19 protein-coding genes are annotated in these 20,780 nt (G+C 59.4%); 8 read left to right on the top strand and 11 right to left on the bottom strand.

Annotated elements, in window-relative coordinates; all coding sequences use genetic code 11:
* Window positions 1–26 precede the first annotated feature (26 nt).
* The gene (locus tag ASE52_RS10820; protein ID WP_029413333.1) at window positions 27–1,295 is read left to right on the top strand and encodes an alpha/beta hydrolase; all 1,269 of its coding nucleotides are present in this window, start codon (window positions 27–29) and stop codon (window positions 1,293–1,295) included.
* A gap of 268 nt (window positions 1,296–1,563) precedes the next feature.
* Here the strand turns inward: ASE52_RS10820 and ASE52_RS10815 are convergent, their stop codons facing one another.
* Both ASE52_RS10815 and ASE52_RS10810 read right to left on the bottom strand, forming a co-directional pair.
* Window positions 1,564–3,126 (bottom strand): serine hydrolase, encoded by a 1,563-nt coding sequence (locus ASE52_RS10815; RefSeq protein WP_241776977.1) that lies wholly within the window; start codon window positions 3,124–3,126, stop codon window positions 1,564–1,566.
* Between the two features lie 446 nt (window positions 3,127–3,572).
* Window positions 3,573–4,493: a LysR family transcriptional regulator gene (locus tag ASE52_RS10810; RefSeq protein ID WP_057226052.1), complete on the bottom strand. Its 921-nt coding sequence runs from the start codon at window positions 4,491–4,493 to the stop codon at window positions 3,573–3,575.
* A gap of 101 nt (window positions 4,494–4,594) precedes the next feature.
* Here ASE52_RS10810 and ASE52_RS10805 point away from each other — a divergent pair, with 101 nt between their 5' ends.
* From ASE52_RS10805 to ASE52_RS10790, 4 genes are all read left to right on the top strand, one after another.
* Entirely contained in the window at window positions 4,595–4,921 is a 327-nt protein-coding gene (locus ASE52_RS10805; protein WP_057226050.1) for a nuclear transport factor 2 family protein, read from the top strand.
* Window positions 4,918–5,700, top strand: a complete 783-nt coding sequence (locus ASE52_RS10800) for an SDR family oxidoreductase (protein ID WP_057226048.1) — start codon at window positions 4,918–4,920, stop codon at window positions 5,698–5,700. Before ASE52_RS10805 ends, ASE52_RS10800 begins: the two co-directional genes overlap by 4 nt.
* 321 nt (window positions 5,701–6,021) lie before the next feature.
* The gene (locus ASE52_RS10795; RefSeq protein ID WP_057226046.1) at window positions 6,022–6,771 is read left to right on the top strand and encodes an SDR family oxidoreductase; all 750 of its coding nucleotides are present in this window, start codon (window positions 6,022–6,024) and stop codon (window positions 6,769–6,771) included.
* Window positions 6,772–6,933: 162 nt separating this feature from the next.
* The gene (locus ASE52_RS10790) at window positions 6,934–7,842 is read left to right on the top strand and encodes an AraC family transcriptional regulator (protein ID WP_057226044.1); all 909 of its coding nucleotides are present in this window, start codon (window positions 6,934–6,936) and stop codon (window positions 7,840–7,842) included.
* A 478-nt stretch (window positions 7,843–8,320) separates the two neighbouring features.
* On the opposite strand, the gene ASE52_RS25060 is transcribed toward ASE52_RS10790, so the two are convergent.
* From ASE52_RS25060 to ASE52_RS10770, 4 genes are all read right to left on the bottom strand, one after another.
* The gene (locus tag ASE52_RS25060) at window positions 8,321–8,719 is read right to left on the bottom strand and encodes a hypothetical protein (RefSeq protein ID WP_140426212.1); all 399 of its coding nucleotides are present in this window, start codon (window positions 8,717–8,719) and stop codon (window positions 8,321–8,323) included.
* A gap of 266 nt (window positions 8,720–8,985) precedes the next feature.
* Window positions 8,986–10,329: an amidohydrolase family protein gene (locus ASE52_RS10780; protein ID WP_057226039.1), complete on the bottom strand. Its 1,344-nt coding sequence runs from the start codon at window positions 10,327–10,329 to the stop codon at window positions 8,986–8,988.
* A 65-nt stretch (window positions 10,330–10,394) separates the two neighbouring features.
* Complete coding sequence (locus tag ASE52_RS10775) at window positions 10,395–11,177, bottom strand: alpha/beta fold hydrolase (RefSeq protein WP_057226037.1); 783 nt, start codon at window positions 11,175–11,177, stop codon at window positions 10,395–10,397.
* Between the two features lie 10 nt (window positions 11,178–11,187).
* Window positions 11,188–12,057 carry a fumarylacetoacetate hydrolase family protein gene (locus ASE52_RS10770; RefSeq protein ID WP_057226035.1) on the bottom strand — a complete coding sequence of 290 codons (870 nt, stop codon included), beginning with the start codon at window positions 12,055–12,057 and terminating at the stop codon, window positions 11,188–11,190.
* Between the two features lie 221 nt (window positions 12,058–12,278).
* Between ASE52_RS10770 and ASE52_RS10765 the strand changes: the two genes are divergently transcribed.
* Window positions 12,279–13,136, top strand: a complete 858-nt coding sequence (locus ASE52_RS10765; protein ID WP_057226033.1) for an AraC family transcriptional regulator — start codon at window positions 12,279–12,281, stop codon at window positions 13,134–13,136.
* A gap of 734 nt (window positions 13,137–13,870) precedes the next feature.
* On the opposite strand, the gene ASE52_RS10760 is transcribed toward ASE52_RS10765, so the two are convergent.
* From ASE52_RS10760 to ASE52_RS10750, 3 genes are read right to left on the bottom strand one after another with little or no spacing between them, the layout of a single operon-like run.
* On the bottom strand, window positions 13,871–15,067 hold the full coding sequence (locus ASE52_RS10760; RefSeq protein ID WP_057226031.1) for a M20 aminoacylase family protein: 1,197 nt from the start codon (window positions 15,065–15,067) through the stop codon (window positions 13,871–13,873).
* Between the two features lie 7 nt (window positions 15,068–15,074).
* Entirely contained in the window at window positions 15,075–16,052 is a 978-nt protein-coding gene (locus ASE52_RS10755; RefSeq protein WP_140426211.1) for a tripartite tricarboxylate transporter substrate binding protein, read from the bottom strand.
* Between the two features lie 29 nt (window positions 16,053–16,081).
* Window positions 16,082–16,513 (bottom strand): DUF3237 domain-containing protein, encoded by a 432-nt coding sequence (locus tag ASE52_RS10750; RefSeq protein WP_198928098.1) that lies wholly within the window; start codon window positions 16,511–16,513, stop codon window positions 16,082–16,084.
* A gap of 188 nt (window positions 16,514–16,701) precedes the next feature.
* Between ASE52_RS10750 and ASE52_RS10745 the strand changes: the two genes are divergently transcribed.
* Window positions 16,702–17,649, top strand: a complete 948-nt coding sequence (locus tag ASE52_RS10745; RefSeq protein WP_057226025.1) for a LysR family transcriptional regulator — start codon at window positions 16,702–16,704, stop codon at window positions 17,647–17,649.
* 142 nt (window positions 17,650–17,791) lie between these two features.
* Here ASE52_RS10745 and ASE52_RS10740 read toward each other — a convergent pair whose 3' ends face one another.
* Entirely contained in the window at window positions 17,792–18,715 is a 924-nt protein-coding gene (locus tag ASE52_RS10740) for a LysR family transcriptional regulator (protein WP_057227163.1), read from the bottom strand.
* 118 nt (window positions 18,716–18,833) lie between these two features.
* On the opposite strand from ASE52_RS10740, the gene ASE52_RS10735 reads away from it, so the two are divergent.
* Window positions 18,834–19,703: a DMT family transporter gene (locus ASE52_RS10735; RefSeq protein WP_057226024.1), complete on the top strand. Its 870-nt coding sequence runs from the start codon at window positions 18,834–18,836 to the stop codon at window positions 19,701–19,703.
* Between the two features lie 151 nt (window positions 19,704–19,854).
* Here ASE52_RS10735 and ASE52_RS10730 read toward each other — a convergent pair whose 3' ends face one another.
* Complete coding sequence (locus tag ASE52_RS10730) at window positions 19,855–20,748, bottom strand: LysR family transcriptional regulator (protein ID WP_057226022.1); 894 nt, start codon at window positions 20,746–20,748, stop codon at window positions 19,855–19,857.
* Window positions 20,749–20,780: the final 32 nt, after the last annotated feature.

Here is a 20,780-nt window from a genome sequence, read left to right as displayed (position 1 = left end):
CCGCCAAACCCATCAAAGGAAAAACCGTGACTAACAAATTGATCTTGAAACTTTTGACGGCCCTTGGCGCCGTCCTTCTTGCTGTGGCAGCGCCGAGCGAATCCGCAGCGCAGGGCATCTCCCCGGTCAGGACAGCGGACAGCATGGCCGATTTCTGCAGGAAAGGACAGGCCGAGTACCCAGGAGGAATCGCTCGCATGCATCCCTCGTTCAAGTTCAACATCTGTTGGTGGCTTGAGGATGCCGGCATCAAAGCAAGCACATTCGATGAAGTCGTCGGAGCGCTGCCGGAGCATGCGGGACCGTTGCAGTCGGCCTGGCAAGCCACTTTCAGCAAGCCCGCCCAGGTGCACCTGGAGCAAGCGCACGTGGCCGAGGTGCGGGGCGACCGTGAGACCGCATCGGCCGAATACAAGAAGGCCGCTTTCTATCTGCGGATGAACCGACTGCCCAAGCAGGTCCCCATTGCGGACATACAGGCGACCGAAAAAGCCCATGCGGTTCTGGGAAAACCACTCCAACGGATCAAATTCAGGGCTGGTGAAAAAGAATTCGTTGGCTATTTTCGAGCACCGCCCGCACGGAACAGCAGCAATGAGAAGCCACCGGTACTGGTCATTCTCGGTGGTCTCGACAACCTGAAGACGGAGATGATCCGGCACAGCGACTACTTCGTGGGTCGTGGGTTCGCAACCCTCGTTGTGGAAAATCCAGACACCGGGGAAAACCAGTTGGGATTCCGTCCAGAGTCCTCTGCGATGCTCGACACCGTTGCGGACTACATCCAGACCCGCAGCGACCTGGACGCGAGCCGGGTGGCGATTTACGGTTGGAGCATGGGGGGTTATTTGGGAACGCTTGGTGGATTGAGGAACGACTTTTACAAAGCGATTGTCAACATAGGCGGCCCCAGCGATTCGAGCTTCGGACAAGCGCATTGCAAGACAGCGCCTGCATGGATCGTCGCGCCCTACACCGTATTTGCCAATATGAATCCGCAGACGACGCCTCGCCAGGCAATGTGCGAGTACTACGAAGCATTCCAACTCTCACGCCAACTGAAGATGCCAACCGCAGTTCAGTTGCGCAAACCGATTCTCATGGTGAACGGTGCCCGCGAAGATCTCGTCTCCAAAGACGAACCTGCATCGCTGACCGCTCTTGGCTTCAATGTGACGCAACTGGTCTTTGGGGAAGATGGCCATACGGCGGAGTCGAACATGCAGGAGCACTTCGAGTTCACCGCGAACTGGCTCATGCGGCAGTTGAAAATCGCCAACGGACCTGACCTCTGACAACGAATCGGCTCACCTTACCCCCTTGTAACAAATTTTCCACATGCGTAACGTTGATCGTGCGGCAGGGGGCGTCTAACGACCGGTGTTGGCGGTTGCTGCCGTTCAGACGCTGGACCGTGAATGACTTAGATCAGTCTGAAGCCCGCCACGCTGGAAGTCTGTCCTGCAGCGATAGCGGTCATCCAGGTAAAAGTGTGCGAATGACTCCAACTGACCGCCGATTCGGGGCGGAGCATCTCGCTAAAGCGCACGCCAAGTTAACCCGCTACCGCGTGCGTGGCAGCCCCTCCATGAGCAGCGTCAATGCGCGCTGCAGCCCCGCGGCCGCCATGGGCGAGCCCTTGTCGAAGCCCATCCGCACCACGACAAGGTCGTGCGAAGGGACGATGATCACGAATTGCCCGCCCGCGCCAAGCATGTAGTACGCGGAGGTGGGCAAGGCAGGGAAGGCGCCGGTGCCGTTGATCCAGAAGAAGCCGCCGTAGATGGGGCGCTTGTCGGCGGCCCAGGCGGGGGCCACGGTGCTCACGAAGCTGACAAACCCCGCGGGCAGGATGCGCTCGCCGTTCCACACACCATCCTGCAGATATAGGTTGCCCAGGCGTGCCCAATCGCGTGCGGCCATGAACTCGTAGCCCTGGGTGAGGAAATTACCGTACGGATCGGTCTCCATCACCATGGAGCGGATACCGATCTTGTCGAACAGATTGCGCTGAGGGAAAGAGAAATAGTCCTCGCCGCGCTTTTCTACTGCCAGGCGCACCAGGTAGCTCGCCAACACGGGGTCTGTGTTGCGGTAGCGGCCGACCGTGTTTGGAGGCCACTGCTGCGGTCGCGTGGCGGCGTAGTTGAATGAGTTGACGCGCCCGGTGTATAGGTAAGTGTGGTCGGGGTAGGTGCCGGCGGGGTCAAAGTCCGGGTCGTCCGGCGCCTTGATGCGCAGCCCGCTGGACATGTTCAGGATGTCGGCAATGCGGATCTGCTGGCGCGGGTCACCTGCGGTCTGCCACTCTGGAATGGGGGCGGGCTGCTCGAGCTTGTATTCGCCCTGCTGCATGAGCACGCCCATGAGTGTTCCCACCACGCTCTTGCCCATGGACCACGACTCAAGCGGGGTCGTGCGCGTGATACCGGGCATGTAGCGCTCGCCGATGATCCGGCCCTTGTAGGTGGCCACAAAGGCCGTGGTGTATGCATCTGGCACAGAAAAGGCGGCATCCACCGCCAGGGCCGCCCGGCCGGTGTCGTAGCCCGAGGGCGGCGTACTGGGCAGAACATCGCCCATGGGCCAAGCCTGGCTGGCCGCATCGGGCAACGCGCTGCCCACAACCTTGGGGGTGAAAAACACGCCACTTTGCCCCGTCGGCAGCGCCACACAGCCTTGCGATCCGACATGGCGCGCAACCATGGTCGCCCCGCCCGGGATGGTGACTCGCACCTCTTTGAGTTCACGGTCCACCACCGGCTTGCCCAGGCGCTTTCGCTGTTCGTAAGGACCGGTGAAGTAACCCACGCTTTCGGCTGCCACATCCAGGTCCAGCCCGGTGATGAACACGGCCGAGCACATGGTCTTGGCATAGCCAGCCGCATGGTGTTCAAGCACATCCCCCGGGGGTGGCACATAGGGGGTGTTTAGCTCCAGCGCCCTGGCACGGGCAATGAGCGCCTCGCGCGACGGGAGCTGCGCGCCCGTGCCGCCACCGTTGTTGCCATTGCCTGTGTCGCTACCACCACCCCCGCCACACGAGGACAAAACACATAGTGCCAGCACGGCTACCGCTGTTTTCAACGAGAGGGGAGCCGGGGGCACAAAAGGCATGCTTTTCATGAGCGATGGTTCCTTATGTCGCGAGCGCGAAGTGACGGTTCACATGGAAAGGCACGGTGAATGACTCTACCAGTTGGACAAACTGATCACAAAAGCCAGCTGTTCTGAGCGAACCGATTTTGCGGAACTGCGGCTTGCGGTGCGGTCGGGCGGGCAATGCAAGGCGGGTCGGAAGCGCCGGTAATAGTTGCCATTCACTTGCTGGTATCGCAGGTCCGCTGCCAGCCTTGAGCCGAGATGCGCACACGGAGGATGGATGTGCAGCGATTGCTGTCGGTCGCGAGCCTGTCGCGGAGCGCCGAGGTATGACAGGATACTGGGCGGTCATCATGCCCCACATGAGGACCCGAACTCAACCGATGACTTGCATCGATATCGCTGGCCGACGTCGATGCGCAATCAACATTGGCCTACCGTAAGTGCGCCTCCCCAGGCTGCGTCGAAAACTACCCGGCGTTGCGGCCTGTTTTCACATCCTTGTCCAGCAGACAGTTGATAAATGCGCCCAGGAGTGCTGGTCGATGCCGTCTGTTGGGGTAGTAGAGAAACAGCCCCGGGCGTGAAATTGACCAATCTGCCAGGATCTGGACCAACCTGCCCTGGGCCAAGTGCTCAGCCACACCATCTCGTTCGAAGTGATAAGCAATGCCGAGCCCGTTCAGCGCAGCAGCAATGCCAACGTCAGCGTGATTGGTGACGACCGGCCCATCCACCGCGACCTCAAGTTTTTGGCCCTTCTTCTCGAACTCCCAGCGGTACTGCCTGCCGTCCATCTGGAGCCGCCAGTTGATGCATGCGTGGCTGTGCAAATCGGCGGGTGTCTTGGGGACCCCTCGCTCAGCAAGATAGCCTGGAGAAGCCACTGCAACCATATTCAGGTCTGGGCTGAGACGCACGGCAATCATGTCCTTCTCAAGCCGTCCACCCACGCGGATGCCCGCGTCGAAGCGGCCCACAACGATATCGGCCAGAGCATCGTCGACCACGATGTCGAGCAGCACGTCAGGGTAGGCTTGGTGGAAGCGTGAAAGCCTGGGCGCAATGATGGTTCTCGCTGCGATCCCCAGCGTGTTGATGCGAAGCGTGCCTGTGGTCTGTCCTGCGGCTTCACTGGCTTCAGCGACTGCAGCATCCATTTCCCGAAACAGCGGGGCTATGCGCCCATAAAGCAGTTCGCCACTTGCAGAGGGCGCCACGCTTCGTGTCGTTCGATTCAGAAGGCGTGTGCCGATCCGGCCCTCGAGCTGTCGAATGGTCTGGCTGAGCGCAGACGGCGAAAGACCCAGATGTTCTGCCGCGCGGGCAAAGCTCTTGCGTTCGACCACGGCAGCAAAAGCTTTTAGCTCAGCAAATTCGAACCCGCGCATTATGTATTCCTTTCTACATAGCTCATTTGAATTCTAGGTGATTCACTTATCTCACTGCGACGCACATCCTTAGGCTTCATTCAACACATGGAGCCACCAGCATGCATCCCTCGACTCTTCCTGAACCCATTGCCGCGTACTTCGCGGCCGAACACAACCCTGAGTCCTTGGCGCGATGCTTCACACCGCAAGCGGTCATGAAGGACGACGGCCACACCTACACAGGCGTCGAAGCCATCAAGGCCTTTATGGCCAAGGCATCCGCCAAGTACAGCGCTACGACCGTGCCGTTTGCGCTGGAGCGTGAGGACGGCCTCCAGAGCGTCCGCGCCAAGGTCACAGGCAACTTCCCTGGCAGCCCGATCAATCTGTCCTACCGCTTTCGCCTTGAACGCGGCCTGATCGCATTGCTGGAGGTCACAGCATGAACTTCGACCTTCAATTGAAAGGGCAGCGTGCCCTGGTTACCGGTGGCACCAAGGGTTTGGGCGCCGCTGTCGTGAAGAGCCTCCAGGAAGTCGGAGTGCAGGTCATGACAACTGCGCGCTCTGCACCAGACAGGCCGCTGGAAGGTGTGACGTACGTCCAGACTGACCTGACGACCGCGGAAGGCGTGAGCGAACTAGCGCGCGTGGTGAAGGAGCAGTGGGGCGGTGTCGATATCTTGATCAACTCCGTCGGAGGCTCAACCGCGCCGGCAGGTGGTTTTGCGGCACTGGATGACGCTGTGTGGCTCAGTGAGCTGAACCTGAACCTGATGTCAGCAGTGCGTCTTGACCGTGCGCTATTGCCCGCCATGTTGGCCAAGGGTGCAGGGGTTGTCCTGCATGTGACGTCGATACAGCGTGTGCTTCCACTTCCGGAATCGACCACCGCGTACGCAGCCGCCAAGGGTGCGCTCTCGACCTATAGCAAATCCTTGTCAAAGGAGATCACACCGAAAGGAGTGCGCGTTCTGCGCGTCTCTCCTGGTTGGATTGAAACCGAGGCTTCGGTAACGTTCGCCAAGCGGATGGGCGCAGAAGCAGGCACGGACTATGAGGGGGGGAAGAAGATGGTCATGGACTGGCTTGGCGGAATTCCGGTCGGGCGGCCTGCTACGCCAAAGGAAGTTGCCGACCTCATCACCTTCTTGGTGTCTCCTCGCGCAGCATCGGTGTCGGGCTCAGAGCACGTGATCGATGGTGGGACGGTTCCCACAGTTTGAAACCCTGGATATACGTGCCGATAGGCCCACAAGTTACGAGACTCGTGGGCCTTTTTTTCAAGGGCTGAGTCCGGAGCCAGGTATTCAGGCGCAGACGGCATCAAAGTTAGCTGGTCAAGGCAACGCATTGGCTGAACAGCGCAACCAGGGCCGTTCCCGCCATGTGCCTACGACTGCGCGAACCACCTTCTTGGGTCGCGTGCACAAAACCCAATCAGTGCGAATTGGACTATTGCAAAACAAAGTCGGACTCTTCTATGCAGATGATCCTGTTGTTGCGGTCTATCGTTACGTCACCTCAACTTACGACCTGGGCTCATCATGAAGACCGTACTCATCACAGGCTGTTCCTCCGGCTATGGCCTGGCCACCGCTGGTCACTTCCATGCCATGGGCTGGAACGTCATCGCCACCATGCGCAGACCGAACGTGAATCTGCTGCCCCAATCGGAGCGCATGCGCGTGATTCCATTGGATGTGACCAACCAGGACAGCATCGTCTCGGCCCTCCGGACTGCCGGCCCCATCGACGTACTCGTCAACAACGCCGGTATCGGAGTGGTCGGTGCCTTCGAGGCCACTTCGCTCTCTGTCGCCCGTGAGGTGTTCGAGACCAATACCTTCGGCGTCATGTCCATGATGCAAGCCGTCATACCGCAGTTTCGCGAACGTAGGGCTGGCGTGATCGTCAACGTGACTTCAAGCACCACCCTCGCATCGTTCCCACTGGCGGGCATCTACACCGCCAGCAAAACGGCCATCGAAGGCCTCTCCGGTTCAGTGGCTCATGAGCTGGGTGCCTTCGACATCCGCATCAAGCTGGTTGAGCCCGGCTACGGTCCCGGCACCCGCTTTACCGAGAATGGAGGGCAACGCATGCAAGGCCTGATCCCGGACGCCTACAAACCGTTCGCTGAACCCATCTTTGCGGCATTTGCCAATCCCGGGCCGGTGACCTACGAGACCGACGTTGCTGAAGTCGTATGGCAAGCCGCCAACGATACGACGGACCGCCTGCATTTCGCCGCTGGTGCTGATGCGGTGGCGCTTGCCAACGCAAAGCTGCATTGACCCACGAGTCCTTCGCCACTTGCATGCCCTGGCCGGCCCTGCGCCGATGCAGGCCGCCTTGCCTGGCGTCGAGTTCCAGTCACGCTACCGAATCGTGACTTGATGTGCCGGACTCCCCATGCATCAGAATTGCCACGTGTTTGGCAAGCATCCATTTCGCCGATGAGTGATCCGCTGACCGAAGTCGTGAAGCTGTTGCAGCCACGCGCGGCATTTGCCAACCCCATCAGTGGCAGGGGGGACTGGGCCGTGCGCTTTTCTGCTTACGGTCAGCCCAGCTTCTGCATCATGCTGGCGGGCAGTTGCCTGCTCGCCGTGGATGGACACGAAGCGGTCACCCTCAGCGCTGGGGACTTCGTCCTTCTGCCGACGACCCCCGCATTCACGATTTCCAGCCTAAGCCCAGCGGCCCCTGTTCACCTCGACCCGAATGCAGTCGGGAAACAGGGCGAGCTTCGGTATGGCGACAGGACCGGGGAAGCGGACATGCGTTCACTGGGTGGGGCATTCCTGTTCGACGCTGCTGACCCCAAACTCTTGGTGTCTCTGCTGCCGGAGCTTGTCCATGTCCAGGGTTCCATGCGTCTGGCCCAACTGGTTCGGATGGTTGGCGAAGAGTACACCGAGCAGAGTCCCGGGCATGAGTTCATGCTGTCGCGGCTGGTCGAGATGATGCTGATCGAAGCCATGCGTTCGACTACTTCGGGCAATGCGCCGTCAGGGCTGCTGCGGGGCTTGAGTGACGAGCGGCTGGCGCCTGCCCTGAAGCAGATGCATGCCCGGATCGATCACACTTGGACCGTGGCTCAGCTCGCAGCCTTGGCCGCGCTGTCCCGCTCAGCGTTCTTTGATCGGTTCACCCGAATCGTCGGCGTGGCTCCCATGGAGTACTTGCTTGCCTGGCGCATGGAGATTGCACGGGACCTCTTGCGTCGCAAGGGTCTGGGCATCGCCCAGGTTGCCGAGCGGGTCGGTTATGCATCCACCAGTACGTTCAGCACGGCGTTCAGTCGGCATGTGGGCCAGTCGCCCAGGCAGTACGCGCGGTCAGGGCTGCCAGCAAGCCGTTGAGCTGAAGTGAACAACGCGTTCCACGCGCTTGCACGGAGTTGACAGCCCCTCGCGCGATCACGGGGCACATACCGGCTCCTGTGTTTCAACTGTGAGCACCGCGAGTTGACGGTGAGCCGTCAAAACTGCAATTACCCGATGAAAGACCGGTCACGATCAGATCGGCCGTTCAAAACTTCGGCTAAGACTGACTCCAATCAGCCTGAAGCCGCCACGCCGAGGTCGGTTCTGCAGCGATTGCTGTCGCTCAATTCGGCCAACCAAACTCTCGCTAGCTAGCACTAAGCGGTCATTGGGCTCGGGCGTTCGGCGCCTATTCTGGCCGCCGCTCCCCGAGGTCTGGCGGCCATACCCCCTCCTGGGGGTTAGTGGGTCACTTCTGCGTGGAAATCAACACATTGGTAGTAGAACGTGCTGCGTGGCAGGCCTGCGACATGCTCCAGGTATGCCAATTTATGGTGATACCTCAACCCGGCAATCAGATGCGCTTTGTCGGCGCAGCTGATCTCTTCGACCGAATCAAGGCCTGCAATTTTTTTAGGTACGCGGCCTCAGCGCGCAGTCGTTCGTTCTCTTCTCTTCGGGTTTGCGCTGCGTCGGCGGCAACCTTGTTCGACGGCGCTGCGCAGCGACCTTCCTGTTTCATCTTGGGACGCTCTTCTTTCTCATTCTCAACAGCCTGCAGGCGGTGTTGATCGAGATTGCGTCGCCAGACCACGACTTGGTTGGGATTGCGGATGTCATAGATCGCCGCGACCTGGCGGCTGGAGAGCTGTTCGCGATCCTGATGGGACAGTACCTGCAGTTTGGACTGCGCACTGTACGTGCTGCGCTTGGGGCGCAATCCGTCTATGCCGTGCAGGCGGTAGTGGCTCACCCAAGTGCGGATCTTCTCCTCAGGCACCGACCATTGACGCGCCAGCAGCTTCGCCCCACCATCCCGAGCCAAAAGCTCATAACCACTTTGAGCTTGAACCCTGTTTGGTACTTTTCATGAACCCCTTAAAGTTTGTCCAACTTCTGGGGGTCAGTTCAACACTGGGGCGATTCAAACGTCTGCCAGTGAAGCGACGCGCGTCCACAGCGCGCCGCTAACTCACTTAATGGTGCTGCGGACTCGTCGCAGCCCCCCTACCAGCAGTATCAGCTCGCGAGGTCAGCCAGTGCCTCTTTGACACCTTCCTCTTGCAATGGACGGTCCGCACCGGGAAGGTGCAAAGCTGCTTCAAAGGGCACTGGGGTGGCACAGTCCTTATGGATGGCGCCATCCTTCATCACCAATTGCACCTTGGCAGGGTCCAGCAGCAAGGCCAGGTTTTTCAGCGGATTGCCATCCACCAGCACGATGTCAGCGAGATAGCCTGGCTTCAACATGCCCAGCTCGTTAGGCCGTTGCATGATCTCGCCGCCCAGTTGGGTGGCCGAGCGCAGGGCCTCGGCTGGCGTCATGCCGATGTAGTCGACAAAGTATTGCAAATCGTTGGCGTTGGTGCCGTGCGGCATCCAGGCAAAGCCGTAGTCGCCTCCGGGCAGGATGCGGATGCCACGCTTGTGCATCTTGCGCAGGGTTTCCGCGGCAATCTCCAGCTCGCGCTTGTAGCCCATGGCCTCGGCCACTGCCGGGCTGATACCGTACTCCGACGCATTGAAGTTGGTGCGGACCAGCCAGGCTATACCGGGTGCGACGAAGTGCTTGTCCTTGTTGGCTTCCAGCAAATCCAGTGCTTCTTCGTCCGCAAAGCTGGCGTGGTAGATCAGCTCGATGCCGTGACGCACACACTGCTTCACCGATTCGGCCGAGCGGGCATGCGCTGCGATGCGCTTGCCGTACCGGTGGGCCTCAGCAGCCAGCATCGCCACCTCGTCTTCCGCAAACGGGGATTGCTCGGCGGCAATGCCGGCGATGTACTCGCCCGAAAGGTTGATCTTCAGGTGGTCAACGCCGTACTTGATGAAGGTGCGGGCGGACTTTCGGATTTCCTCAGGGCCTGTGCAAACGCTGCCGAAGCTCAATTCGTCGAACTTCATGTGCGGCAGGCTGTTGTCGCCCAAGGCCCCGATGGTGGTGATCTCCTGGCTGCCCGCCAAATAACGTGGGCCAGGGAACTCGCCGGCGTTGACGGCATTGCGCAGCACGACATCCAGTCGCGGCTTGGCGGCAGCAGCGCCGATCGCGGAGGTCCAGCCCATGTCCAGATAGCGTTTGGCCACTCGCACGCACCACAGGATGTGTTCTTCTGGCGGCATGAACTGGATCGCAGCCAGCGAGGGTTGATCATTCCACGAGAAGTGCGTGTGGGCCTCTGTCATGCCCGGCATCAGGAATCGCCCCTTGCCATCGATGACGCGGGCGCCATCGGTGTTGACGTGCTGCGGTGCGCGTACCACGTTGACGATGCGCTGGCCTTCGACCAGCACCTCGCCCAGGAAGGTGTCTTCGCCGCTGCCGTCGAAGATGTTGACGTTGGTGAATGCAATTTTGGACATGACAGTCTCCTACGGCTCCTCAAAGGGGGTCGTTTTTTGTGGTTGAAAAAGGAAATCGAAAAGGACTAGCAAACTTCGGCGTAAAACGCCTGCAGGGCCTGTACGCAGGCCTGAGACTGCTCGAACGGTGTCCAATGGCCGCAAGCACCGAACACGGTCATTCGGCTGCCGGGGATGCGCTGGTGCATCACCGTCACGTTGGCCATCGGCGCCACGCCATCTTGGTCACCGGTGAGCAGCAGCGTGGGCACGTTGAGGCTTTCGATGGCAGCGGACTGGGCCTCGGCCAGCGCCTGGCAGCTCTGTGCGTAGCCTTCAGGAGGCTGGCGCATCAAGCTTTCGCGTACCAAGGCCAGCACAGCGGGCTGCTGAGCCTTCGTCTCAGCGCTGGTCGCACCTTTGACGATGGCATCTGCGATCTCCTGCATCGCAGCCATGCCGGTACGCGCCAAGGCGGCACGCGCAAGGATGTTCGGGCGCGCCGCCTCAGGAGGCGCCACCAAAGGGCCCAACAGCGCCAAGGACTTCACCCGACCAGGGTGTTGCACCGCGAGGTGTTGTGCAACGATGGTGCCCAGCGAATGGGCGACCAGGTGCACGGCGCCGATCCTCAGCTCGTCCAGTATCTGCGTCAGCGCTGCAACATACAGATCGATCGACAACGGTTGAACCGTCAGAGCTGAACGGGCACTGCCCGGCAGATCGGGTCGAATCACCTTGCAGCCTTTGAAGGCTTCTAAAAGAGGCGTCCAGGTGTTTGACGATCCGCCCAGGCCGTGGATGCACAGCACGGGGGTGCCGTCACCATCGACCTCGACCGCCAGGCCGTGAATGAACTGAGTGCTCATGGTGTCAGCCTCAAACGAACTTGTTTTCGATGGCGCCGATGCCATCGATCTCGACCCGCACCACATCACCCGCCTGGAGGTAACGCGGTGGCTTCAGACCCATGCCCACACCGGCAGGCGTGCCGGTGGCGATCATGTCGCCCGGAAACAGCGTGATGCCACGCGAGACGGTTTCGATTAACGCGGGGATGTCGAAGATCATGTTTTCTGTGGGACCGTCCTGGCGCAACTCGCCATTGACCCAGCAGCGCACCCGGGTCCGGGTACCGTCAAGCTCATCGGCTGTCACAGCCCAGGGGCCAGTTGGGCAAAAGGTGTCGAACGACTTGCCCATGTCCCACTGTTGGTGGCGCATCTGAACATCCCGAGCGGTCACGTCGTTGACGATGGTGTAGCCCCAGACATGGCCCATGGCGTCTGCTCGGCTGATGTTCTTGCCCCCCTTGCCAATGATCACCATCAACTCGGCCTCGTAGTCAATCTGGTCGGACACACCCACCGGCAATTGAATATCATCGAACGGGCCCACCACACAGTCGGGCACCTTGGTGAAAACGATGGGCCAGGACTCAGGGTTGGCGTCGTTGTCCTTGAACACCGAGGCCTGCAGCTCTTTGGCATGGGCGTGGTAGTTGCGTCCCACACACCAGACGTTGCGGCGCGGCGTGGGGATGGGGGCGTCCAGGGTCACGTCGTTGACTGGAATCGGGGCACCGCCGGCCTCTGGCAGCGCGTGCCCTTCGTTCAGCAACTCAATGATGGCCAAAACACCCTGCTCAGCCTGTTGTGGTGTCAGCGCCAAAGGCGTGATGGATTGACCATCGGCTGATACGGTGCCCACTTGCCGTAGCCCACCAGAAAAATAGGTTGCGATGCGCACGGAGTTCTCCTTCGTTTGAACCTTGAGGAACGACCTGCTGAAGTAGCGAGTCACGATGGCTTGACTGTAGGAACTCAAGCTCCTGCGCGCTTATCGTCCAATCCGTTGATTTATCGCAAAGTCTGATCCGGTCCTTGGTGCTTTCCCTAAATTGAATATTTCGGGCCTTTCATGCGAAGCATCGCTCTGCGATAGTCCACTCCCAGGAGACCCAACAAGATATGAGTGAAGCCTATGCCCTGCGCGAAGGCGCCTTTGGGCGTGCAGTCGTGCTCGACCTGCGCGGCGATCTCGTGGCCCATGCACACGCAGAAACCCAGTTCGCCTTTTGGCTGGGCGGCGGCCGCGTGCAAGCCCATTTGGGGGCAGAACTTGTGTCCTACAGCGAGAACGTCGCATTGGGAACCAACGCCTACGAATCGCACGATGCACGCCTGCTGGACAAGAACCAACCCGCCATCTTCCTGGTGCTCTACATCAGCAAGCCGTGGCTGGACGAGCGTCGCGCTGCCAGCGGCCGACCGTTCTTCTTCCCATCGCCTCGGGTTCCTATCAGTCCGGCGCTGCGCCAAGCCTGCTGGCGTTTGCTGGACCTGATCATCTCGGTGAACGCCAACGCCCTGGACAGGCTGGAACAAGAGGTCGAAGCGCTGATCATCACCGCGATCGATGCCACGCTGGCCCCCGTGATCGAGCCACCACGCAGTCGCTCGCCCATGTTGGATCACCGCTTGCGCGCCGCCATCGCCTACATGCGGGAGCACGTGGCCAACCCCATCGCGGTGGAAGACGTCGCGGACAAGGTCGGTCTGTCACGCGCGCACTATTTCTCGCTGTTTCGGGATCAGTTGCACACCACACCCCAAGTGTTCTGGAGTGCGGTGCGCGTGGAGGAGGCCGTCAAGCGTCTGGTGCTGCAGGACGAGCCGCTGACCTCAGTCGCCATGGAACTGGGGTTTTCATCGCCGGGTAATTTTTCACGCTTTTTCCGGGAACACATGGGAGTGACGCCTTCCAAGTTCAGGCGGGTGGCCTCTGGGCCGGATCAGCATCCACTGACCGGCATCGCAGAGAGCTAGCGCCACGAGGCTGCCGAACCCGCGAGCAAGCCTGGGCAGCTCGCATCCAGCGCCAGGCGCCTGGCGCCTGGCGCAACACCGCACCCTGGCTCAGCTCAGACGACCGCCACCATCCACGTGCAGCACTTCACCCGTCAGATAGGCGTTGCCCAACACGAAGAGAGCAGCCTGGGCCAGGTCGGCCGGAGCACCGAGCCAAGCGCTATCGGAATGTATTGGTTGACTTGACTAGCATCGGACCTCGAAGTGCCGTCTTGAGCCGTAAGCACTTTTCCAAACTCTTAGCAGAGCACTTTGGGTCGATTGCGCCAATTTGCGGTCGGTGTGGACAGCCATTGACCCATGCCGAACTTCGGGGCACAGCGACCGCTCGTCCGCACACTTTGAACGACCGATCCTGAGTCCGCACCAATCAGGTGGGCACGAACAGTTCAATGACCAGTCTTGGAATGAACTGTCATACAGGTGCCAATACTGAACGACTGCATCCAGCCTGGAGCGGCCCGCAGATGAAGCGCGAAGAAACTCCAGCCTTTACCGAGAACAGCAATTGCGGATTGCCCCATTTGGGGTGGGAGTAGGACTGCGTCCCTCTAGGCTTTTCACCAGGAGTGGGACGCACGAACTCTGCAGATTCCCACGAAGAACTGAGATTCAGTTTTCACGTTCCAGAGTTGGTTTACACGATCAACCCAGATCTGTAGACATCGAACCAAAAAGCGCGGCGGAAGGAATCAGGACGCTATCTCCACATGAGCTAACCAGCGCTCAACGAGCTTGACCCAGTAGGTTGCACCCGTAGACAGCACTCGGTCATTAAAATCATAGTTGCCGTTGTGAACCATGCACCCGCCATCGCCCCCCACACCGTTGCCGATGTTGATGTAGCAACCTGGCACTTTCTCTAAAAAGAAGGCGAAGTCTTCGCTGGCAGTGACGGGCTCAGGCTTAGCCACCAGACCATCCTTCCCCAACCAGTCGAGAACAACCTGCGTACAAAAATCAGTGTGATCGGCAGAGTTGTTAAGAACGGGATAACGGCGAACATAGTTAACCTCCACCGTCGCACCAAAAGTCTCCGCCTGAGCTTTCGCAATTTCCTTGATGCGTCGCTCAAGCAAGTCCCTCACATCGGGGTGCATGGCGCTTATTCTTAGCCGCAACTCGGCTGTCCCAGGTATGACATTAGGTGCATCGCCCGCCAAGAACGCGCCAACTGTCACCACACCTGTTTGCAGCGGGGCAACGTTGCGCGACACAATGGTCTGGATTGCCAGCACGATAGCGGAACCAGCAACGACTGGGTCCACCGCATATTGGGGAATGGCACCATGACCTCCAACTCCTTTCACAACGATGGTGCACAAGTCGCCACTGGCCATCGCATAGCCGGGCATCGCCATGAACTGGCCCTCTGGGATTCCTGGGGCGTTGTGCATCCCGAACATTGCGTCGCAGGGAAACAAATCCAAGAAGCCTTCGTCGAGCATTCTTTTCGCGCCGGCCAAGCCCTCCTCAGCCGGTTGAAACACGGCGTGCACTACGCCGTCGAAGTTCCGGGTTGCCGCCAGATGGCGGGCTGCAGACAGCAGCATGGCCGTGTGCCCATCATGGCCGCATGCATGCATCTTCCCGAACACTTTGCTGGCCCAAGGTCTCCCTGAGGTTTCCGCCATGGGTAGAGCATCCATATCGGCGCGCAATCCAATCCGCCGGTTGCTGTCGCCGACTCGCAGAGTACCCACCACACCCGTGCCGGCAAGACCACGGTGCACCGTCCATCCCCACCGACCTAAGCGCTCAGCCACAAGGTCGCTGGTCGCATGCTCTTCATAGCCGAGTTCGGGGTTGGAATGGATCTGGCGTCGGATAGACACCATTTCTTCGTCATGAGCGCGAATCGCATCGAGCGCCGGGAGTGGGGCGTTCATTTGGGACTCAGTTCGGTTCAAGATTGGCCCGCTTCGCGGCTTCCTGGTACCTGGCCGTTTCAGTGCGGTAGAACGCAGCAAGTTGGTCGAGGGACATCGCGGGCATCAGCGGCACTCCGGCTGCCAGCTCAAGTGCCTTGCGTGTTTCTGGCTCCACCATGGCCGCCTGTGCGGCTCGATGCAATGTTTGAACAGCACTTTCGGAGGTCGTTTTAGACACAAAGATGCCCCCCCATACATCGACCGTGGTGAATTTCTGCAGCGAGGTGCTTTCTGCAAATGTGCCCGCGTTCGGAAACAGTGGCGAGCGGGCCGGCCCGGCAATGCCAATGACCCGCATCTTCCCGCCCGAGGTCATCTTCGCCAGGTTTCCATCGACGGGGAAGAACGCCAGATCGAGTTGCCCTCCCATCAGATCCTGCAGCAACGGGGTGGCGCCGCGATATGGGACATGCGTCATGTTCACGCCCATCCCCTTGACGAGTGCATCCCCCGCCAGATGGTAGACAGAGCCGATGCCTACGCTGCCGTAGTTCAAAGGCCTCTCCTTGTTCGATTTCGCGTAGGCCACGAGCTCGTCAATGCTGTTGGCAGGCAAATCGCCCCTGACATACACCCCCAGTGGCGGCTTGCTGATCAAAGTGACGAGGCGAAAATCACTCGGTTTGTACTTCACAGCCTTCAGCGTGGCGGGCGCCATCACGAGTTCGGTGGGTGAGCCAAACAGCACGGAGTCGCCAGAAGTTCCCCGCGTGAGCAGCTTGCTCGCAGCGATACTTCCACTGGCACCGGCTAGGTTTTCCACGACCACCGTGCGGTGCAATTGCCGGGACAGGCCAGGCGTGAGCGTTCGAGCAAAGACATCCGAGGGCCCGCCCGGAGGATATGGAACATACAAAGTCAGAATGTCAGAAGGCGTCTGCGCCAAGCCTGTCAAAGACAGCGATAGCAAAGGCAACGCGAGCAGAAGAGAGCGGCGATTCATGGTGGGCTCCAAAAATTGAACTGAGAAAATCACGTCAACTCGAAAACGCGGATACGGACCGCTGGCCGATCTGGCGATGGCGGCTCAGCCGTCCCGACAAGGACTGCGTCGTTCAGCCATTCATGAACTCCGCTAGGAGCGCTGATGTCGATGTGCGAGAAAGCGCTGCGCTCGGTTCCGGGGCGGTGGATGACCTTCACCCGGTTGTGCACGGTCAGAACCGTACCGTCATTCGCCTGTATTTCGTACAGCGCATCCAAGAGCAGAACGCCATCGACTCTCACTAGCTGGCGGTCTGCACCACCTGGCAGCACCTTTCCACTGATGCGTGGACCGTTGAATTCGCCGCCTGTGATGTTGACTATCCGCCGCTCACCACAGGTCCCGCCACCCAGGGACACAGTGGGGCCCACGTCCACCAGGGCCTCGTAGACCAGCACCGCGACAGGAGCACGGCTCATAGCAGCGCCTCTTTTCTCATGCCCCCCGTGGCACTCGGGTGCCATACGCAGAGCAATGCTCAATCGGGGGAAAGCAATCAAATTGGGATGTCATGGAGAAGCTGTCATTCGTAAGAATCTGTAGCGCAGTCTAGGAAGCAAAGTGATAAATTTCTAATCGATTTATCATCTTGCGATAAGCTTTGCCTATGTCTCGACAAAAGAACGACGCTGAAACCAGAGCCCTCGTTTTGGGCGAACGCATGATGGCTAGGTTGCGCTTGCGGCATTTAAGGCTGCTCGCGTCGCTGGAGCGGAGCACTACGCTGCGCGAAGCGGCCCAAGAAGTCGGTATCACGCAGCCCGCGGCCAGCCAGGTGCTGCGCGAGCTGGAGGAAATGCTGGAGGTGCAATTGTTCGAGCGGCATGCGCGCGGCCTGCGAGCAACCGATGCAGGCCGCTTCCTGGCGCAGCAATCACGCCAGATGTTGGGTAGCGTGGCCTACACCGCAGAAGCCTTGGCATCTGTTGCGCTGGGCTACGAAAAGCCGTTGCAAATTGGAGCTCTGCCATCTGCTTTGACCGCATTGGTTAGGCCCCACATGACGCGCCTGCGCCAGCAACTGGCCGGCTGGAAAATCTCGTTTCATGAAGGCCAGCCGATGGAGGTATTGGCGTCTTTGCAAGGCGGTCTGACGCAGCTCGCTTTGCTGCGGCGCCCCCACTTGGTGCCCGAACATCGGCTGACATTCATCGAGCTGCTGGCTGATGAACTTGTGGTTATCGCGTCGCCTGAGCATCCTGCCGCACGGCGCAAGGTCGTGGACTTGGCCGATCTGGCCGCCTACCCCTGGTCGCTGCCGACAGGGCCGTTAGCGACCACGCAGGCCTTTGAAGAGGCCTGCCGATCCGCAGGCTTGGTCCCCAAACGCGCTGCCTTGCAAAGCATGGCAGCCAGCCTGATCCTGCCAATCACTTCAGATGCTGAAACTTTAGCTGCCATCCCTCATTCGATCGTGGGCGCTTGGTTAGAAAGTGGTGCTCTCTCTAAGGTAAACCTGCGGTGCAAGATACCCTTGCCACCGCTGGGCGCGCTGTATCACGCCGATGACACCTCGGTCGCAGTTCACAAAGTGATTGAGGTCCTCAAGGGATAGCAAAGAGATCCGCGTTTTATCCGATACGATTTCGTCGCTTAGCATGGCCCAGTTTGACCACTTTGAATCGCCTCAGAAGGCTCAAAAATGCTTTGCAGTACTGTTGTGAGCTGTGTGAGGCAGGTCATCCATCAGGACGATGCTAGCCCATCGCGGCTTGGATCGCTGCAGTGATATCGTCTACGAAAACGCGCGTTTTAGCGGGTATCAATCGTCCTGGCGGCATCACCGCGTAGATCCCTCCTGCGCCCCATCCTTGCCACTCCGTCAGTATCTGAACCAGTGCACCTTCTCGCACTGCAGTACTGGCCAGCCAGTCAGGTGTGAGGATGATGCCCGCACCGGCAATCGCTGCCTGCAAAAGTGACTCGGAGTTGTCGGCCGACAGCGAACCTGCAGGCCTGACGGTTCGCTGTTGCCCCTCTCTTTTTAGTATCCAATCTGGCCAACTAGCGTAGTTGATGAAACTCAGGCAAGCGTGCTGCTCCAGATCGCTAGGGTCCTTGGGCTCTCCACGGGCAGCGAGGTAGGAGGGCGCCGCGTACAGCAATGTGCGAAAAGCAGCAATATGACGTGCGATGAGTGAACTGTCGGGCAGGACACCGACGCGGATGGCCACGTCGAATCCCTCCGCTACGACATCAACATAGCGATCTGAAAAGCGGGCATCAATCCGGATTTGAGGGTGCTCTCGCAGGAAGGCGGGGAGCAGTGGCGCAATCCATCGCCTGCCAAAAGTGACAGGTAGAGATACGCGCAGCAACCCCTGTGGGCTCGACGCGAAGTTGCTCGCCTCCTCACTCGCGCTTTCCAGCTCGTCAAGCAGCGCACGAACCCTGCGGTAGTAAAGCGCCCCGACCTCAGTCAGTGAGACTTTGCGGGTTGTGCGCGACAAGAGGCGAACGCCCAGCCGTTCTTCCAGTTGACCCATCCGGCGCGAAACAATCGTGGCGTCACGGCCAATGACTTTTGCTGCCCCAGTGAAGCTGTGCGCTTCCACTACGGCGACGAAAGTGGAGAGCTCATCGAGACTCATCCCCGGCACCGATTCCTGCATTTTTTGCATGACATTCATTCTCTGGCGGCCAATTGCCACGCGCTGATGCAGTGATAGTCTAACTCCCTGCAAGCCCACGCCCAGGAACGGGCCACTTCCATGCACTCCAACCAAAGGCCTCGCCACCATGCTGCTCGAACGAATTGCTCCAGGCCTATTTGCCTTCCTTTGGTCAACAGGCTGGATTGCCGCGAAATTCGGCGCGGGAGTCGCTGGCCCCATGGCGTTCCTGAGCGTGCGGTTTGGTGCCGCAGCAGTGCTGATGCTTTTGCTCTGCCGGCTTCAGCGCGTCCCGTTTCCACGGGATCCTCGGCTGATGGCTGTGTCAATGCTCTCTGGGGTATTGCTGCACGGACTCTATCTGGGCGCGGTGTGGTGGGCCATCGCTCAAGGCGTCCCTGCAGGACTTTCCGGCGTGATTGCCGCTCTGCAGCCGTTGCTCACAGCCATTCTTGCCGTGTATCTGATCGGAGAGCGGCTCAGTCGTAACCAGAAAGCGGGATTGCTTATAGGATTCGCGGGGGTCGCTGTGGCCATCGCCCCCAACGTTCTTGCAGCAAATGTTGCAAGCATCGCTGCATGGGCCATCCTCATCAACGTCCTGGGAATGATCTCCGTTAGCTACGGGACCATCTACCAAAAGAAAAAGCTCGGTGGCCACGACCTGCGTGTCGTCGTGACCTACCAGTACTTAGGTGCATTGTTGGTCACCTTGCCGCTCTCATTTCTATTGGACACTTGGACGATCGACTTCGGCTGGGTGTTCTGGTCAGTCATGGCGTGGTCAGTCTTGGCCAGCTCTATAGTCGGAATTCTTCTGCTCCTCTATCTGTTGCGCAAAGGGCAGGCATCCCGCGCGGCTGCGCTGGTTTATCTAGTCCCTGCGCTAACCGCCTTGCAAGCGCTGATTGCGTTTGGCGAAGTTCCCAGCCTTCCGATGGTGATTGGAGCTGCAATCACCATATTTGGTGTTTACCTAACCAATCGATCTGCCTGAACTGCCTTGTCCTATCTGACCACGCAGCAGATGCCTTGTGCATCCGAGCTACCCAAGCTATGGAGCGCATCTCTTGCTCGCTGCCTTCACTTGGTGCTAGGCCTTTACTTTCAAATGCAGGGGGACTCAATGCTGACCAGTCCTAGATATGTCACGCCACAACATTTTTGGTGGACGTGTTGCCGTACTCACTTTTGAACATATCCAGCATTGATCTGACAGGCTCGCTCAAAGTCCTGCTCGCACGATGCACAAGGCCTATATCCCGATGGAAGGTTTCACTTTCCAGGTTGATGGCACGAACGGCTGCAGGCCAACGCCGAAGGCTGGCCGTTTCTGGAACCAGCGCAATACCTACACCCTGCGCCACTAGCCTCACTATCGCTTCCAGTTCGTCCACCTCGCACACTTCATGCACATTGAAGTGCTTCTCGCGGAGGAAGCGGTCAACCTGCCTCCCGCCGAAAGACGTGCGGTCGTAACGCACAAAGCGTTGGCTGGACAACAGATCCGTCCAGTCGTTACTTTGAATTGCCCTCGGCACGATCAGACGAAACGGTTCACTGACCAATGTGGTCCAGCGCAGATCGCTCTGCAGCGAAAACGGGGGGCGAATGATCACTGCGAGATCGATTTTTCCTGCATCAACGAGATTCACCAGCTCCATGGAAAGGCCAGGAACCACACGCGTACGACAGTCTGGCCAGCGCTTATGAAAGCGTGCCAGTGCGTCAGGTAGCGCGGAGCGCTGTACAGACGCGATGGCTCCGATGTTGATGAGTTCTGTTGCCGGGCGCCCGAACCGCTGTGAACACAACTCGTTGTAGAGCCTGATCATCTCCTGCCCTTGGGCCAGCGTCAGGTGCCCTCTGGCGTTGAGACGTGCGGCCCTCCCATCACGGTCAAAGATCGCAAAGCCAAGCTCCGCCTCCAATCTCTGCATCTGGGCGCTGACGGCTGCTTGCGTCAGTCCGACCTTGTCGCCAGCCGCGGCAAATGTTCCCTCTCTCGCTACAGCTACGAGTGTCTTGAGTTCACGGATCATCAACAACTTTCATTGATTAATTATCCAAATAT

It is taken from the genome of Acidovorax sp. Root275 (genome assembly GCF_001428965.1).
Taxonomy (GTDB): Bacteria; Pseudomonadota; Gammaproteobacteria; order Burkholderiales; family Burkholderiaceae_C; genus Acidovorax; species Acidovorax radicis.
Note: the sequence above shows the minus strand (reverse complement) of the source record. Positions and strands in the feature narration are given on the sequence as shown.